16 protein-coding genes and 2 pseudogenes are annotated in these 13,576 nt (G+C 68.8%); 8 read left to right on the top strand and 10 right to left on the bottom strand.

Annotated features, from left to right (window positions below; translation table 11 throughout):
* Window positions 1-197: 197 nt before the first annotated feature.
* Entirely contained in the window at window positions 198-707 is a 510-nt protein-coding gene (locus VIU94_RS10255; protein ID WP_331909886.1) for a hypothetical protein, read from the top strand.
* A gap of 440 nt (window positions 708-1,147) precedes the next feature.
* Entirely contained in the window at window positions 1,148-1,336 is a 189-nt protein-coding gene (locus tag VIU94_RS10250; protein ID WP_331909884.1) for a hypothetical protein, read from the top strand.
* A 15-nt stretch (window positions 1,337-1,351) separates the two neighbouring features.
* Here the strand turns inward: VIU94_RS10250 and VIU94_RS10245 are convergent, their stop codons facing one another.
* The gene (locus VIU94_RS10245) at window positions 1,352-2,194 is read right to left on the bottom strand and encodes a LysR family transcriptional regulator (protein WP_331909882.1); all 843 of its coding nucleotides are present in this window, start codon (window positions 2,192-2,194) and stop codon (window positions 1,352-1,354) included.
* 72 nt (window positions 2,195-2,266) lie between these two features.
* On the opposite strand from VIU94_RS10245, the gene VIU94_RS10240 reads away from it, so the two are divergent.
* The 3 genes and pseudogenes from VIU94_RS10240 to VIU94_RS10230 form a co-directional block, all read left to right on the top strand.
* Window positions 2,267-3,478 carry an MFS transporter gene (locus tag VIU94_RS10240; RefSeq protein ID WP_331909880.1) on the top strand — a complete coding sequence of 404 codons (1,212 nt, stop codon included), beginning with the start codon at window positions 2,267-2,269 and terminating at the stop codon, window positions 3,476-3,478.
* A gap of 80 nt (window positions 3,479-3,558) precedes the next feature.
* Window positions 3,559-3,864: pseudogene (locus VIU94_RS10235) on the top strand (DUF2871 family protein); the annotation flags it as partial.
* Window positions 3,865-3,988: 124 nt separating this feature from the next.
* Window positions 3,989-4,063, top strand: a pseudogene (locus VIU94_RS10230) (IS5/IS1182 family transposase); the annotation flags it as partial.
* Between the two features lie 125 nt (window positions 4,064-4,188).
* Here VIU94_RS10230 and VIU94_RS10225 read toward each other — a convergent pair.
* From VIU94_RS10225 to VIU94_RS10210, 4 genes are all read right to left on the bottom strand, one after another.
* Window positions 4,189-4,665, bottom strand: coding sequence for a hypothetical protein (locus VIU94_RS10225; protein WP_331909878.1), 477 nt, complete (start codon window positions 4,663-4,665; stop codon window positions 4,189-4,191).
* Between the two features lie 76 nt (window positions 4,666-4,741).
* Window positions 4,742-5,653: a hypothetical protein gene (locus VIU94_RS10220; protein WP_331909877.1), complete on the bottom strand. Its 912-nt coding sequence runs from the start codon at window positions 5,651-5,653 to the stop codon at window positions 4,742-4,744.
* Window positions 5,654-5,741: 88 nt separating this feature from the next.
* Complete coding sequence (locus VIU94_RS10215; protein ID WP_331909875.1) at window positions 5,742-6,650, bottom strand: helix-turn-helix domain-containing protein; 909 nt, start codon at window positions 6,648-6,650, stop codon at window positions 5,742-5,744.
* 96 nt (window positions 6,651-6,746) lie between these two features.
* On the bottom strand, window positions 6,747-6,857 hold the full coding sequence (locus tag VIU94_RS10210) for an NPCBM/NEW2 domain-containing protein (RefSeq protein ID WP_331909873.1): 111 nt from the start codon (window positions 6,855-6,857) through the stop codon (window positions 6,747-6,749).
* Window positions 6,858-6,973: 116 nt separating this feature from the next.
* Here VIU94_RS10210 and VIU94_RS10205 point away from each other — a divergent pair, with 116 nt between their 5' ends.
* Both VIU94_RS10205 and VIU94_RS10200 read left to right on the top strand, forming a co-directional pair.
* The gene (locus VIU94_RS10205; RefSeq protein ID WP_331909871.1) at window positions 6,974-7,246 is read left to right on the top strand and encodes a TetR/AcrR family transcriptional regulator C-terminal domain-containing protein; all 273 of its coding nucleotides are present in this window, start codon (window positions 6,974-6,976) and stop codon (window positions 7,244-7,246) included.
* A 435-nt stretch (window positions 7,247-7,681) separates the two neighbouring features.
* Window positions 7,682-7,999, top strand: coding sequence for a hypothetical protein (locus tag VIU94_RS10200; protein WP_331909869.1), 318 nt, complete (start codon window positions 7,682-7,684; stop codon window positions 7,997-7,999).
* A 299-nt stretch (window positions 8,000-8,298) separates the two neighbouring features.
* On the opposite strand, the gene VIU94_RS10195 is transcribed toward VIU94_RS10200, so the two are convergent.
* The 5 genes from VIU94_RS10195 to VIU94_RS10175 all read right to left on the bottom strand — a co-directional run bounded on the left by VIU94_RS10195 (window position 8,299) and on the right by VIU94_RS10175 (window position 12,519).
* Complete coding sequence (locus VIU94_RS10195) at window positions 8,299-8,523, bottom strand: hypothetical protein (protein ID WP_331909867.1); 225 nt, start codon at window positions 8,521-8,523, stop codon at window positions 8,299-8,301.
* 22 nt (window positions 8,524-8,545) lie between these two features.
* The gene (locus VIU94_RS10190) at window positions 8,546-9,238 is read right to left on the bottom strand and encodes an SRPBCC domain-containing protein (RefSeq protein ID WP_331909865.1); all 693 of its coding nucleotides are present in this window, start codon (window positions 9,236-9,238) and stop codon (window positions 8,546-8,548) included.
* Window positions 9,239-9,745: 507 nt separating this feature from the next.
* Window positions 9,746-11,236 carry a DHA2 family efflux MFS transporter permease subunit gene (locus VIU94_RS10185; protein ID WP_331909863.1) on the bottom strand — a complete coding sequence of 497 codons (1,491 nt, stop codon included), beginning with the start codon at window positions 11,234-11,236 and terminating at the stop codon, window positions 9,746-9,748.
* 221 nt (window positions 11,237-11,457) lie between these two features.
* Window positions 11,458-11,994, bottom strand: coding sequence for a DoxX family protein (locus VIU94_RS10180; RefSeq protein WP_331909861.1), 537 nt, complete (start codon window positions 11,992-11,994; stop codon window positions 11,458-11,460).
* Window positions 11,995-12,099: 105 nt separating this feature from the next.
* Window positions 12,100-12,519 (bottom strand): hypothetical protein, encoded by a 420-nt coding sequence (locus VIU94_RS10175; protein ID WP_331909859.1) that lies wholly within the window; start codon window positions 12,517-12,519, stop codon window positions 12,100-12,102.
* 85 nt (window positions 12,520-12,604) lie between these two features.
* On the opposite strand from VIU94_RS10175, the gene VIU94_RS10170 reads away from it, so the two are divergent.
* Window positions 12,605-13,555, top strand: a complete 951-nt coding sequence (locus tag VIU94_RS10170; RefSeq protein WP_331909857.1) for an Lrp/AsnC family transcriptional regulator — start codon at window positions 12,605-12,607, stop codon at window positions 13,553-13,555.
* Window positions 13,556-13,576: the final 21 nt, after the last annotated feature.

Here is a 13,576-nt window from a genome sequence, read left to right as displayed (position 1 = left end):
CGGCAGACACCCCCGCCGCTGGTCCTGCTCGACGTCTCCGCTCAGGACTGGTCATCCGCCATCCATCAGGCGATGTCGTTCTCTGCCCTGCTCAAGCAGTTCCCCGAAACCGGCTGGAACTGGGACGAACCTGACTCTTCGCCTTCCTGATTAGTCCTCTGCCAGGAGGCCATTTCCCGTTCCTTACGCTAGGTCTCGTGACGACATCGAGCGCCTTCACGCATCCCCGCTGGGGGCTTCAGTTCCATTGGTGGGCCGTGGACCGGTCTGGGCAGGTGGGACTGTTCTACTCCGCCTTCGGGCCTGTCCCGATTGCGGCCAATACCCACGTGGCGGCCATGGACAGCGCGACCGCCCAGGCAAGGGCGTCGCACCCCGAGTGGTTTGACTGGATCTGCCACGACGAGCCAGAGGAGTGCCCGCAAACGCACTGCCCGGTCACACTCGACCGAGGGCCTTACCTGTTCACCTGGGACGAAGAAACCGACGACCGGTACACGCGCTTTGGGATCCCGAAGAGGCCGCTGCTCGCTGCCGAAATGCCACAACGGATGGCCGACGCCGCCCTGCTTGTCGAGACCGACTTCGTCTTCGAGCGGACTGTCCGGATCGATCTGAGCTATCCAGCCGGACGGGAGCTTCTGTCTGGCAGCGACTTGCACCGGCATGGGAACACCGAACCGACCAACGACGTCCGCCCGAGCTGATCCCCCTGAATACTGCGATATTCCGTGAGACTCCCGTCTTCGGCGTCTCAGTCATGCTGACGAACCGAAGCCAGGCACCCAGGCGTCGGCCATGATCGATGAGACTCTCTGGCACCTCCAGATCAGCGGCTGAATCTCGTTGCACGTCACCCACGAGATGAGTCTCAATCAGACCTGACAGTGCGCAGGTCACAGCGCATCTCGATGGCATGGTCGATGAGACGGGACAATCCGGCTGGGAGCCTGGTGCCGTGGAAGACTCCACAGACCAAGGACTTCGCCACTCGATCGCTGATGCCGACTCTCCGGCCTGGCGCGTCAGGGCAGCTGCAGGGCGACGGCTGGCGGCGGCGCCTCGGATCGAGAGCGTCGCCGGTGTCCTGCACCGTCTCCTCCTGGACGCTCAGGACACCGGAGTGACATCGAGGTGTCGTGCGTGGATGCCGCAGGCGGGCGTCGGCGGCGTCCGCCACAGCCTCCGCCACTGGGATGTCCGCTTCGCCCTGGAGAGGCCACGCCTGACCACCACAGAGCCAGGTCAGCTGGGCGACCCCATTACAGGCGAACTCGCCGACCTGATCGAGAGCATGATCGCCAGAGGGCATAGCGGACTCTCGCAGGTGATCTGACCATGGTGTCGCCGCTCAGACCATGCGTCGTAGCGCGGTCTCCACGGCATCGACCAGCGGGTCTCCTTCGGCCCGCGGATGCCTGGCCAGGCCGAGTTCGATGTCCGGCAGGCTGGGCAGGGCGTCCGCGTCGTGGCACGCCATGGCTGGTTCGAGATTCCCGGGCAGCACCGCGGTGACGCCGAGCCCGGCCCGCACCGCGGCGAGCACACCGACGAGGCTGTTGCTCTCGAAGGCCACCCGCCAGCGCCGGTTGGCATGTTCCAGCGCTTCCAGCAGCGACGACCGCCAGGTGCACGGGCCCGAGAACAGCACCACGGGCAGCGGATCGGCGGCCACGTCCACACCCTGGCCGACCGCCCAGACCAGCGGTCGGCGCACCGTCCAGCGCGGCCGGCCGGGAACGTCCGCCGCCTCGTCGAGCACGAGTTGGACGCGGCCCGCGTCGTACGCCTCGCGCCTCGCGTCGCCGGACAGGCTGAGCACCTCAAGCGTCGCGCCGGGATGCAGCCGGGCGAGGTCGGCGAGGGCCTGTGGAAGCTGGGACGCGGCGAGGTCTTCGAGCAACCCGACGCCGCAGTGGCCGGTCAGTGCGCGGCCGGCTTCGGTGAGCGCCTGCGCGGAGAGCGAGAGGATGCGCTCGGCGTACGGCAGCAGTTCGTCACCCGCACGGGTCGGCGAGACGCCGGACGTGGACCGGTGGAGCAGGGGACGGCCGACGGTGTTCTCAAGCTTGCGCAACTGCTGGCTGAGCGCGGGCTGGCTCTGCCCGAGCGCGCTGGCGGCGCGGCTGATGCTGCCCGCCCGCACAGCGGTGACGAACGACCGCAGCAGTGCGATCTCTAGATCCCTGGCCATAAGAATTCATTATATCGGCTCCAATCAACTGGCCACTTTCTATGACCAGATGAAGGACCTAGCGTGACGCGGGTGACTCGATACCGACAGGTGCTCGCGGTGCCCGGGATGGCATCGCTGCTGGGCGCCTCGCTGCTCGCCCGCACCGCGATCACGGCCTCCGGGATGGCGCTGACGATGTACGTCGTTCTGGGCCTGGACATGAGCTACGCGGCCGCGGGCGGGGCCGCGGCGGCCATGACCACCGGTCTGGCGCTGGGCGGGCCGCTGCTGGGCCGCATGATCGACCGCCGGGGCGCGCGCATCGTGCTGCTGATCACCGTCGTGGCGCAGGTCGCGTGCTGGCTGAGCGTCGCGGTACTGCCGTACACGATCCTGCTGGCCGCCGCCTTCGCAGCAGGTCTGCTGATGGTGCCGGCCCCGATGGTGACCAGGCAGGCGATCGCCGCGATGACGAAGGCGGGACAGCGCCGGGCCGCCTTCGCGCTGGAAGCGGTACAGGGCGAGCTGTCCTACATGGTGGGCCCGCCGATCGTGATCCTCTGTGCGGCACAACTGTCCTCCGGCGTGGTGGCCTGGGGCGTCGGCGGTGCGATCGTGGCGGGCGGAGCGGGGATCGCCCTGCTCAACCCCCCGCTGCGGGCCGAGGACGAGGCGCCGGCTGACCCGGCCGATCGCCCCCGTCGCCGGGAGTGGCTGGGCCTGAGAATGATCGCGGTGCTGGTGATGGCGTTCGGCGCCACGATCGTGCTCAACGGTACCGACCTGGCCATCGTGGCCACTCTCAAGGAAGCTGGCCAGGTCTCCTGGGCCGCCGTCGTGGTGGCCGTGTACGGCGCGGCCTCCATCGCCGGCGGGCTTCTGTACGGCGCGCTCCCGCGACCGCTGCCCACCTGGCTGCTGCTCGGCCTGCTCGGGCTGGTAACCATTCCCGCCGGACTGGCCCACGACTGGCGCTGGTTGTGTGTGGCCGGCCTCGGTGCGGGACTGCTTGCCGCACCGACTCTTTCCGCGTTGTCCGACGCCGTGAGCCGACTCGCACCCGCGAGCGTGCGCGGTGAGGCGACAGGCTTGCAGTCCTCGGCGCTGGGCGCGGGCTTCGCCCTCGGCGTCCCGATCGTCGGCGGGGCGATCGACGCCTCCGGGCCGGCAGGCGGCTTCGCGGTAGCCGGCCTGGCCGGCCTGGCCGCCGCATTGATCGGATGGCTGCTCCACCGGCGCGCCCCCACCCAAACACGGTCGGTGCGCAGCGATCCCAGCCTCATCGGCGCCTCGGACGGATGATGATCTGCCTACCGTCCGCTGGCTGAGCCTGCTCAGCCAGCGGCTCGCTCACATCCCGCACAACAGGAGACGTTGCAGAAATGAGTGCCCGTCGGCCCGCGATACGGGCGTCGTATTACGCAGCACACACCTACATGATCGTGGGAGTGCTCTCCGGGCTCTTCTACCGCGAATTCACCAAGGCCAAGGACTTCACCGGCGACACCCAACTCGTGCTCATGCATGCGCACCTGCTGGCGCTGGGCATGCTCGGGTTCCTGATCGTGCTGGCGCCCGACAAGCAGTTCCGCCTGTCGGGGACGCGGCTATTCACGACCTTCTTCTGGTTCTACAACGCCGGCATCGCGATCACCGTCACCATGATGGGCGTGCACGGCTGCCTGACCGTGCTCGGTGAGCTCTTTCAGAGTGGCCACTGGTTGGGTGACGGGCTTGGGTCCGCAGCGCACGAGGCTCCCGTGCCGGTGAGCGAGGTGTTCGACGTCTCAACTCATCAGCACAGGAGCCTCGTTGGTTCCCTATCCTGCCGCACTCGACGTGCCTCACGCCCTGGTCGAGTGGGTAATCGCGCTCATCGTCGCCCGGGGCCGGAAGGGAGCGACGTGCGGAGGCGTACCAGCGTCGTAGGAAGGCCAAGGCCAAGGACGTCACCGGGGACGGTTACGGCCCGCCGGTACGGAACCGGCGGGCCGCGGGTGGGCGGTGCCAGGTCACTTGAGGAAGCTGTCCGCCGTACAGGCGGAGGCGGTCACCCACTGGTGGGAGCCGATGTCGTCGTTCACGACGATGTCGCCCTTGGTGAACTTGTTGTCGGTGAGGTTGTCCGCGTACCTCTCGTACGGCGAGAGGCAGACGTACCCGTCCTGGTAGGCGTAGTCGTAGTTCCAGTAGAAGGCGACGACGTCCCTGCCGCCGAGGTAGCCGCTGTTCATGACGGACGACGGCTTCCTGCCATCATCGCCCTGGAACGCGCCCCAACTGTCGTTCCAGTTCGCGTCATTGCCTGCGGTCACGCCAAGGAGCTCGCCGCCGCAGTAGATGTCCTCCCAGGCGCGGACGTTACCGTCGCGGCCCGGCCACTTCGAGCCGCAGACCGACTGCGGAGCTGCCTGAGCAGATGTGCCGGGGGCAGCGAGGCCGAGTGCCGCCAGACCAAGAACTGCGATGGCCGTGCTGAATTTCCGCATGGTTCACTTCCGTTCATCGTGTTGTCGTCGGACATGCCGACCCACGGCTGGTGGCCGCGGGAATATGTGGTGGGGGTCAGGCGCGAGGGCCGGCGATCTCCACGGCGCGTGCGAGCGCCTCGCGCTGCAACTGCGCGTATGTGTCGAGCGCCTTGCCGTACCGGTCGCGCAGCAAGTTCACGTAGTGGGTTTCGCGCTCGTTGCCCAGGGACCTCAGTGAGGTTTCCCGGGTGCAGACGGCATCGGCCACGGCGATCGCGCGCTCGGCCTCGAAGGTCTCGGCCGACGTGGACTTCAAAGCCGCCTGGAGTCCTGCCCTGCGGGCCTCTCCCGGGTCCTTGTAGGGATGGCCGGCCCGGCCCATGCATTGTGACCAGGCCGTCAGCGCCTGGGCGAACTGCTGGTCGGCCATGAGCTGGGGCACGTAGAGCGGCTGGAGACTTGAGACGGTCTTCTCCGCTCGGAACCATGTTTCCGGATCCCCGTACAGTCTCCTCTCGGCCTCAGCCACACAACCACCGACCTGCTTGCGGACCGTCCCGCCGGTGGGAAGCTTCACTGCGATCACTGGGGCATCCACCCCATCGTCCAAAGCCTTGTCGTAAGCCTTCCGGTGCTTCTCGGAGAGCGTGGCGCGGTAGGCGGCGTTGGGGTTGTCGCTCCGTGCGCGCTCCTCCTTGGCCTGGATGCGGCTGCCGTAGCCGTGCTCGCGCGCCCAATCCACGTCGTCGGTCACATAGCCGAGCGTGCGGCTCTCCTCCAGGCTCAGCCGCTCGGCCTCCCAGTACCGGAAGCCCTTGCCCTTCATGCACCTCCAGATCAACCGCTGCTGGGCGTCCGAGATCCTCAGTAGCTCCGCGTCCGTCAGCGGTCCGGACGCGACAGTAGCCTTGGCCGGAGCGGGTTGCGCATCCTGTGTGCCGCCGCATCCGGTCAGGGCCACGGCCACGGCTATCGCGGAAGTCAGTCCAACGATGACCCGCCGCACGAACGTCTCCCTCCTGAGCCGGTCAACGGCCCGACACCGCTGACGCATCGCATGCCGCCCCCACCCAAACTCCGGGCAAAGCCTGTCGTCAGGCGTGCGTTCGCAGCGCAGCGATCAGCCATTCGAACGCCGGCAGCTGCGACGGGACCGGTGGCCGGCCATTGAGCACACCCAGCAACTGCCAGTACCGCTCCACCCTGCGGTCGGTGAAGGTGGCCAACCGGTCGGCCAGCCGGGCGCGTTCCGCCGAGGGCAGATCCGGGCCGACGATCCGGTCCGTGATCTCCTTGCCCTCGTTCGATTCCGGGGCAACACCCTCGCGCACCGCCCGGCCGGCGTGCTCTGCGACCTGAGCCGGGTCGTGGCCCAGCGGCTCCTGCCCTGCCTGCGCACCGGCCACAGCCATCTCACGTGCCCGTTTGCGAAATCCCTCATCGCTGACCAACTCGGCCAGCTCGACCCAGGCGTCCACCTGCTCGGCGGTGGGGTCGGCCGGCAGTTCCGTCGGCATGGTGCGCATGGCCTGGGCAATCTGACCACCGGGGGCGTCAGGGGCAACGCCGTCGAAGGTCTCGTGGACAAAGTCGTTGATGATCCGTTGCCGCTCGTCCGCGGACATTCGGGCCAGTTCGTGCATGAGTCTCATCTCCTCGGTCGTACTGCCATCTCGAGCGACCCGCTCCAGCACCGCACGCCGCACTTGTAGCGTGCGGATCTCCGCGTTGAGCGCACGCACGTGTGCCCCGGCTACTTCGCGCACCGTCACCTGCCTGGCCAGCACTTGGCGCACCGTGTCCAAATCCAGTCCCAGCTCGCGCAGGGTGCGGACCAGGTCCAGACGGACGACGGCCTCGGCGTCGTAGAGCCGGTAGCCGCCCGCCGAGCGGCTGGCCGGCGAGATGACGCCGCTGTCGGACCAGAATCGGATCGTGCGTACCGAAAGTTCGGTGCGGCGGGCGAGCTCGCCAATGGAAAACAACTCGGTGTGGTCGCTCACGAGGACAACCCTCAACCCTCTAGTCGGTGGAGAGTCAAGGGCCCTTCTCCGGACCCCCGCCGTCCCGCGCCGGAGAGGGAGCTGCCGCCGGTCCGGTCAGCAGGTCAGGCGGGCGTCGGCCCACTCCGAGTGGTCGTAGTGGTTCCCGTCGTTCGCGTCGGCAGCCCTCAGTCGCAGTTGCGTGGCACCGGTGACGTCGGCCTGCATTGAGCAGGTGATTTGGGCTGTGGCCTGCTTTTTGGGGCTGGGCGACGGGTGACCGGTCCACTGAGCGTTTTCAGCGTTGCCTCTCCAAGGTGAGGACAGCTTTGGTGATGACGGTCATGCGGTTGGGACTGTCCGCGATCGACTCCTACGTCTACGGCTTCGTGCTGACCGAGCTCAACCTGCCCTTCGACGCCGACACCGGCGTCGAAGAATTCGTCGGCGAGATCCAGGAGCAGATTTCCCCCGACGCCTACCCGCACCTGGTCGAGCTGATCACCGAGCAGGTCATGCATGGGGACTACTCCTACGCCGACGAGTTCGAGTACGGCCTCGACCTCATCCTCGACAGCGTCGAATCACGCCTGGCAAACCAGAGGGCATCTGACTGAAACCCCGCACATCGACGAAGGGCACCGCGAGCCTCCCCCTCAGCTACCGCCCAGCTGGGCAGCTTCGGCCTGAGTCTGATGTGGCGCGTTGAAATCGTCGAGGTGGCGCCTCGAACGGTTCCTGCCAGCGGGCAGGGTCTACGCTTTGCCCCGCGATCACAAGCTTCGGCGGATCCGGCGACGGGTCCGGCGACGGGTCCGGCGTCTCGTGGGGCGACGGCTTCGAACGGCGCATGAAGTCGGCGATCAGCCACGACGGGAACGGTTGCTGCACGCCCCCTCGGGGAGGCTCAGCGAGGCACCGAAGATACAAGCCCAGAAGAGGAAGTAGTGAATCGTATAGCCGAGTTGTGGGCTGCGGGGACCGCGCCCGGCTGGGACGGGCTGTACCGGGCGGATGGCAGTGCGCGTGCGGTGGTGGTCGACGATGCACGGTTGTCACGGTTCGACCTCGGCCCGCCGCTCGACCTGGACGCCCTGCTCGCAGAGGATCCCGAATGGCTTGCGGAGATCGACATCACCGACGAGGTAGAACTGCCGGACGGATCGGGCCATCTCTGCGCGGGACAGGGCGCACATGGTTCGCAGGGATTCTTCGCCAGGCTCGACCCGGAACGGAACCTGGTGTGGTTGGTCTCCCTGGGTGACTCCAACCCGTTCGTCCGCGTGACCGTGGACGGTACGACGGCCAAGTTCACCAACAACCTCGGCAACTCGATCACAGTAGACCTCACCACCCCGGATCTCGCCTGACCACCTGACCCGTAGCGTGTGCTGGGGCGGACGGCCGGCTTACGGGCGGGCAGTCCCATGCGGGATTCTCCGCCTCCACCTGAACTACCGCCTCCGCCCCGCCCTCACTCGCCGCGTACCGGCACGCCAACAGGAGAGCACGGGTAGCCAGGCCACGCCCCCGCCAGGACGGACAGTGGCCGTAGGCGACATTGGCCTGGCCGAGCACCAGACCGTCTCCTGGCGAACCGCAAGTCGATCGTGCCCGCGAGCACCGCTGACGACGGTGGCAGGACCCTTCAGGGGGCGGAGAGCGGAAGTCAACCAGCAGCCACAACCGGGCCGGCCGTGACCTGAGGAGGGTTGGGGAGCAGCGGCGCGAGGTTGTCCCGTACGAAGTCCGCCGCTCGCTCGATCGACTCTTCGGCCCCGGACTGGTCCTCAAAGACGCTGGTAGAGACCATCACTCCATCCCCGGCGTCCACCCAGTAGTAAGCCACGAAACCGGGGACTCGGCGCAGGAGAGGCACGAATCCCTCGTCCACTCGGCGTCCTGCCTCGGCAGAGTCAGTCACTCCTTCGTAACGCCGAATTACTGCGTACATAGCTGATCTCCTCACGGATCCCAAGGTCACCTTGCGCGAATCGACCTACCCCGACCGAGCGTCTCTCGCCCGGGGGACGTCCGGAAGTGACCCGGATAGGCGCATCGATGATCCAAGCCGGGCATCTGCTGTGGTCAGGCTGTGCGAAACGGGACTTTGCGGAAGTCCGATCAGCGCCGACTTCAAAGTTCGTCGGCGGCTTCGACGTAGGACGCGAGGTTGGCCAGCGAGGAGGCGATCGCGGCCTCATGGACCGCCTGGTCGATGCCGGGTGGTACGTGAGTCGCAGTGCGGTCACGTCGGTCTGCTCGCCCATGGCGGTGAGATGCCAGGTCATCGTCATCGTGCCCGCGTACGACGGGTCGTCAGCCTCGAACACCGCCCGCTGCACCACGCGCTCCGGGGGTGCAAGAGCGGCGAACTCGACTTCGACGACGTCCGTCGCGTCTGACGTCTTGCCCGGGCTGTCGGAGGGGTCGAGGTAGGTGAGGACCATCCGGAACCCGCCGCCGGGTCGGGGGTCCCACTGCTCGACCCGACCGCTCATGCCCTCCGGCGGCAGCCAGGCTTCGAGGGACTCCGGCTCGAGGAGGGCGCGGTAGACGGTCGCCGGCGGTGCTGCGATCACCCGGCTGGCGCGGTCGATCCTTTCCATGCCCCGACTCTAGGACTGGGTTCCGCCGAGCTGCCGTGCGCCGACCACGACATGCCGCACGCCTGCGAGTGCGTCCGCCGCCGACTCGGGCACGTGGATGAGGTCGACGAGTCCGGCCGTGGGTCTGCCCAGGCGGCTGCGAGACCTCAGCACCGATGGACGTACGGCCGGCGCGCACGCGACGTCGCGGCGCTGAGTAGGCAGACCAGGTTGCACAGGCCGGTGTGGGACGTGGACTTCGGGGCAGGAGGCCGGTGAGCGAGCGGTCTCGCTCCAGCTGCCGCCTGCGGCCACCCCCCACCCGCAGGCGGTAGCTGCCTGCAGGCAGGAGCATGCCTTGTGGACGGGCGGAGCGACCCGCGGACCACGGTGGGAGGGTGGCTCCGGGCAAAGACGTCCGCCAAGGGGTGAATCCCTACCGCGCCGCAACCTCGGGTGGCCTTGGACTTCGGGGCCCGGGCCGGTGCCGCTGGCGAATCGCCGAGCACCGGCCCGCGCGCCCGGGGTTCAGGCCGGTGTCTGCGCTGTCTTGTCCGTCGTCGCGCCGTCGGCCTCCGCCTCGGTGGGCTGTGGGGGTGCGGGCGGGGTACGGACCAGCAGTGCGACCAGCACGGTCAGCGCGCCGATCACGGCACCGACGCCGAATCCCCATCGAATGCCCGTGGCCAGGGCGCCGGTGGCGTCGGCGCCGTCGGCTGCTGCCGCGGCGGTCTGTCCCGACATGACGCTGATGACCACGGCGGTGCCGGCGGCGGCCGCGACCTGTTGCAGTGAGCCCAGGATGGCGGAGCCGTGCGGGTACAGGTGCGGCGGCAGTACGGACAGGCCGGAGGTGAAGATCGGCGTGAAGACGAACGCCATGCCGGCGCTCAGGGCCACGTGCAGGGCGAGCACCAGCCACGGCGAGGTCTGTGCGCCCATGAGCGCGAACAGGCCAAGACACAGCGCGGTCAGCACGGCTCCGGGAACGACGAGGCGAGGTGCGCCGAGCCGGTCGTAGAGCTTGCCGACCTGCGGCCCGAGCAGGCCCATCGTCAGGCCGCCGGGGATGAGCAGCAGTCCGGTCTGCAGCGAGGTCAGGCCGCGTACGTCCTGGAGGTATATCGGCAGCAGAATGAACGCGCCCATCAGGGCCATGAACGACAGGCACATCAGGCCGAGTGCGACGGAGAAGTGCCGGAACGTCAGGGTACGCAGGTCCAGCAGCGGTGTGGACGAGCGCTGCAGCGTGAGCTGTCGCCATGCGAACAGGCCCACCAGCACGGCGCCGGCCAGGGCCGTGGCCGGCGGCGGCACAAGGGCCTTGGCCGCGTCCCCGGCGCCGAGCCCGCTCAGGCCGTAGACCAGCGCGCCGAAGCCCGCCGCTGCCAGCGGGACGGACGGCCAGTCGATCGGGCCGGCCTGCGGCTCGCCGATGTTGACCAGTTTGCGCAGGCCGAATACCGCCATGGCGCCGGCGATGGGCAGCACGGCGAGGAACAGCAGTCGCCATGTCCCCAGCTGCAGCAGCACACCGGAGACCGCCGGGCCCAGGGCGGGCGCGACGGAGATGACGAGGGTGATGTTGCCCATGACCCGGCCGCGATCCTGCGGGGGCACGAGGGTCATCAGCGTCGTCATGAGCAGCGGCATCATGACGGCGGTGCCGCTGGCCTGGATGACGCGGGCGGCCAGCAGTACAGGGAAGGCGGGCGCGGCCGCGGCGAGAGCCGTGCCGGTGAGGAACAGCGTCATGGCCAGGCCGAAGGCGGTCCGCGTCGTCACGCGCTGGAGGAACCACCCCGTCACCGGGATGACGACGGCCATGGTGAGCATGAAGGCCGTGGACAGCCAGCCCGCGGCGGCCGCGGTGACCTCGAACTCGCGCATGAGCCGCGGGATCGCGTTGACCATGATCGTCTCGTTGAGGAGGACGACGAAGGTCGACAGCACGAGAATCCGCAGCACCGCGGTGACGCGGGCGGGGGAGAGGGCGGGTGCTGCGTGTGGTGGATGCATGGTGCCTTCCGTGATGTGAGTGTCTTCCGCACGTGGCGGGTCACACTGACAGACCACGGCGGCAGGAAGAACTCATCGGTGAACCCCCGATCCTGTCGATGCCGTCGGCAACGCTCAAACCATTTTCCGACCGGACCGGCCGCGGCTGGCTCCTGGGGCGGCAGACCGGCGCCCAGATCTACGTGTCGGAGCGAGCCGGGCGGCGTTTCGTGATGCGCCGGTCAGGCTCGATGGGGCCCGGCTGCCGCGGTGTCGCCGGCGCTGGGGCGGATCGCCTTCAGTAGGCGGCGGGGTACGGTTGGGGCCGCCCAGAGCGCGACGGAGATGAAGACCAGCTGCTCGGGAATCCTGAACCACAGCGGCGTGGCCGGGACTCCGTCGAACGGAATGTCCTCGACGGCGGCGTAGACGTTGGCCGGGAGCAAAAGCACAAAAAGGACGACCAGGCCGACCCCGGCCGTTGGACGTGTCTTCCTTCGGACGAGTCCGGCGGCGCCCAGAAGTTCCAGTACGCCGGTCACGTAGACGATTGCGTGGGGAAACGGGACGAACGGCGGCACCAAGGCCGTCAGGTCGTCATGGCTGGGCATCACGGTGACGCCCGATGGTGCGAAGTGCGCGGTTGCGGTGGCCACGAGCATGACCGCCAGGCCGTGCACGGCGCTGGCCTGCCACGACGCGAACCGGCTGATCCCCAGCAGGCCGAGCAGGCGAAAGCCCAGCGCCGGGCCGAAGAGGAGCATGAGGGTGTCGAACATGGGGTTCTCCAGAGAGCGCGGATGTACAGGGGGAGGGGCAAGGCGTTCCTGACGGGGCACCGCCGGAGCGAGACGTCCGGTCAGCGGCGCGTTCCGCCGTGGCGCTCAGCGGCGGCTGAGGAGCAGCCCGGCCCCGTACGCCTGGCGGGCGGAGACGAAGAACCCGCCACCGATCGACCGGGTTGCGGTGCCGCCGCCCCCGACGCACTCTCCTGCGTGACCGACGTCGTCGACCAGGACGGTCATCGCCGCTCGGCAGGACGGGGCCGGGGCGCGTTCGCCGGGCAGTACGTCACCGGCGTGCGAGGCACGGACGATCCCCAGCCGGGCGGCGGTCGTCTCCGGAACGACAACCGGGCTTTCGACCGTGCAGCCGAGCACCCGCGCCCGGCCGGGCCGAGCGCTGAGCAGGTGCCGTGAACAGGGGCTGAGGGTGAACCCCAGCGAGGCGTACGTCCTGTCCGATCCGTCGATGTCACGGGTCGGGATCCCGGTGTGATGGATGCCGTGAATGTCGCGTGTCACGGGATTGATGCTTCATCAACTGCACGGGCCCGAGCCCCCATTGAGGCCGCTGCGCCGCTATCCGACGCGGACCTACACTGACGAGGTGGATTCCGTCACCCTGGACGAACTCGATCTGCGCGTGCTGCACGCGCTCCAGCTCGACGGGCGTGCTGCCTTCAGCAGGATCGCCGAGGTTCTCGGGGTGTCCGACCGGACCGTGGCGCGTCGCTACGGCAGGCTCCGCGGTGTGGGGATCGCCCGTGTCGCCGGCGTGCCGGACAGCCGACGCACGGGCCACGCGGAGTGGCTCGTACGGATGCGGGGCCTGCCGTCAGCCACCGCGCCGCTGGCCCGCGCACTGGCGCGCCGCCCGGACACCGCCTGGGTGACCGTCCTGTCCAGCGGTACGGAGATCGTCTGCGTCTTCCGCGTCCCCGAGGACGGCGCGGCGCCCCTGGAAAGCCTGGGCCGTCTGCCTCAGATCCGCCACGTCGACGCACAACGGCTGTTGCGACCTGTGATGGAGCACCGCTGGATCGGGCGGACGTCCGCGCTCGCCGCCGAGCAGATCGACGCCCTGCGGCCGGCCCCCGCCACGGACACGGGACCGGTCCGCCTTACCGACCTCGACCACCGCCTGCTCCCCGCCCTCGCCGCAGACGGCCGCGCCGCCTTCCCGGACCTCGCCCGTCAGATCGGCTGGTCCGAATCCGCCGTCCGCCGCCGTCTGGAAGAACTCCGCCGCACCGGCGTCCTGCGGCTGGACGTCGAGGTCGCCCCCGGCGTGTTCGGCTTCTCCGTCCAGTGCCTGGTCTGGCTGACGGCCACGCCCGCCCGGCTGAGCCGTGTCGCCCAGGCGCTGGCCGCCGACCCGGAAGCGGCCTTCGTCGGCGCCACGACCGGCGCCCATAACCTGATCGCCATCGTCATCTGCCGGAACGCCGACGCCCTCCACGCCTACCTCACCGACCGCATCGGCACACTCGACGGCGTCGACCGCATGGAAACCGCCATGATCACCGCCTACACCAAGCGCACGACTCCCTTGCCGTGAGCACGTGAGCACGTGAGCACG

The sequence above is a fragment of the Streptomyces sp. genome, from assembly GCF_036566765.1.
GTDB lineage: Bacteria > Actinomycetota > Actinomycetes > Streptomycetales > Streptomycetaceae > Streptomyces.
Note: the sequence above shows the minus strand (reverse complement) of the source record. Positions and strands in the feature narration are given on the sequence as shown.

What these genes read in the sequence shown, in the direction of transcription:
- VIU94_RS10250 (WP_331909884.1), top strand. Translation starts at nt 1,148, where the DNA reads ATGCCGCAGGCGGGCGTCGGCGGCGTCCGCCACAGCCTCCGCCACTGG.
- VIU94_RS10245 (WP_331909882.1), bottom strand. Translation starts at nt 2,194, where the DNA reads ATGGCCAGGGATCTAGAGATCGCACTGCTGCGGTCGTTCGTCACCGCT.
- VIU94_RS10225 (WP_331909878.1), bottom strand. Translation starts at nt 4,665, where the DNA reads ATGCGGAAATTCAGCACGGCCATCGCAGTTCTTGGTCTGGCGGCACTC.
- VIU94_RS10210 (WP_331909873.1), bottom strand. Translation starts at nt 6,857, where the DNA reads ATGCAGGCCGACGTCACCGGTGCCACGCAACTGCGACTGAGGGCTGCC.
- VIU94_RS10205 (WP_331909871.1), top strand. Translation starts at nt 6,974, where the DNA reads ATGCGGTTGGGACTGTCCGCGATCGACTCCTACGTCTACGGCTTCGTG.
- VIU94_RS10190 (WP_331909865.1), bottom strand. Translation starts at nt 9,238, where the DNA reads ATGGAAAGGATCGACCGCGCCAGCCGGGTGATCGCAGCACCGCCGGCG.
- VIU94_RS10185 (WP_331909863.1), bottom strand. Translation starts at nt 11,236, where the DNA reads ATGCATCCACCACACGCAGCACCCGCCCTCTCCCCCGCCCGCGTCACC.
- VIU94_RS10180 (WP_331909861.1), bottom strand. Translation starts at nt 11,994, where the DNA reads ATGTTCGACACCCTCATGCTCCTCTTCGGCCCGGCGCTGGGCTTTCGC.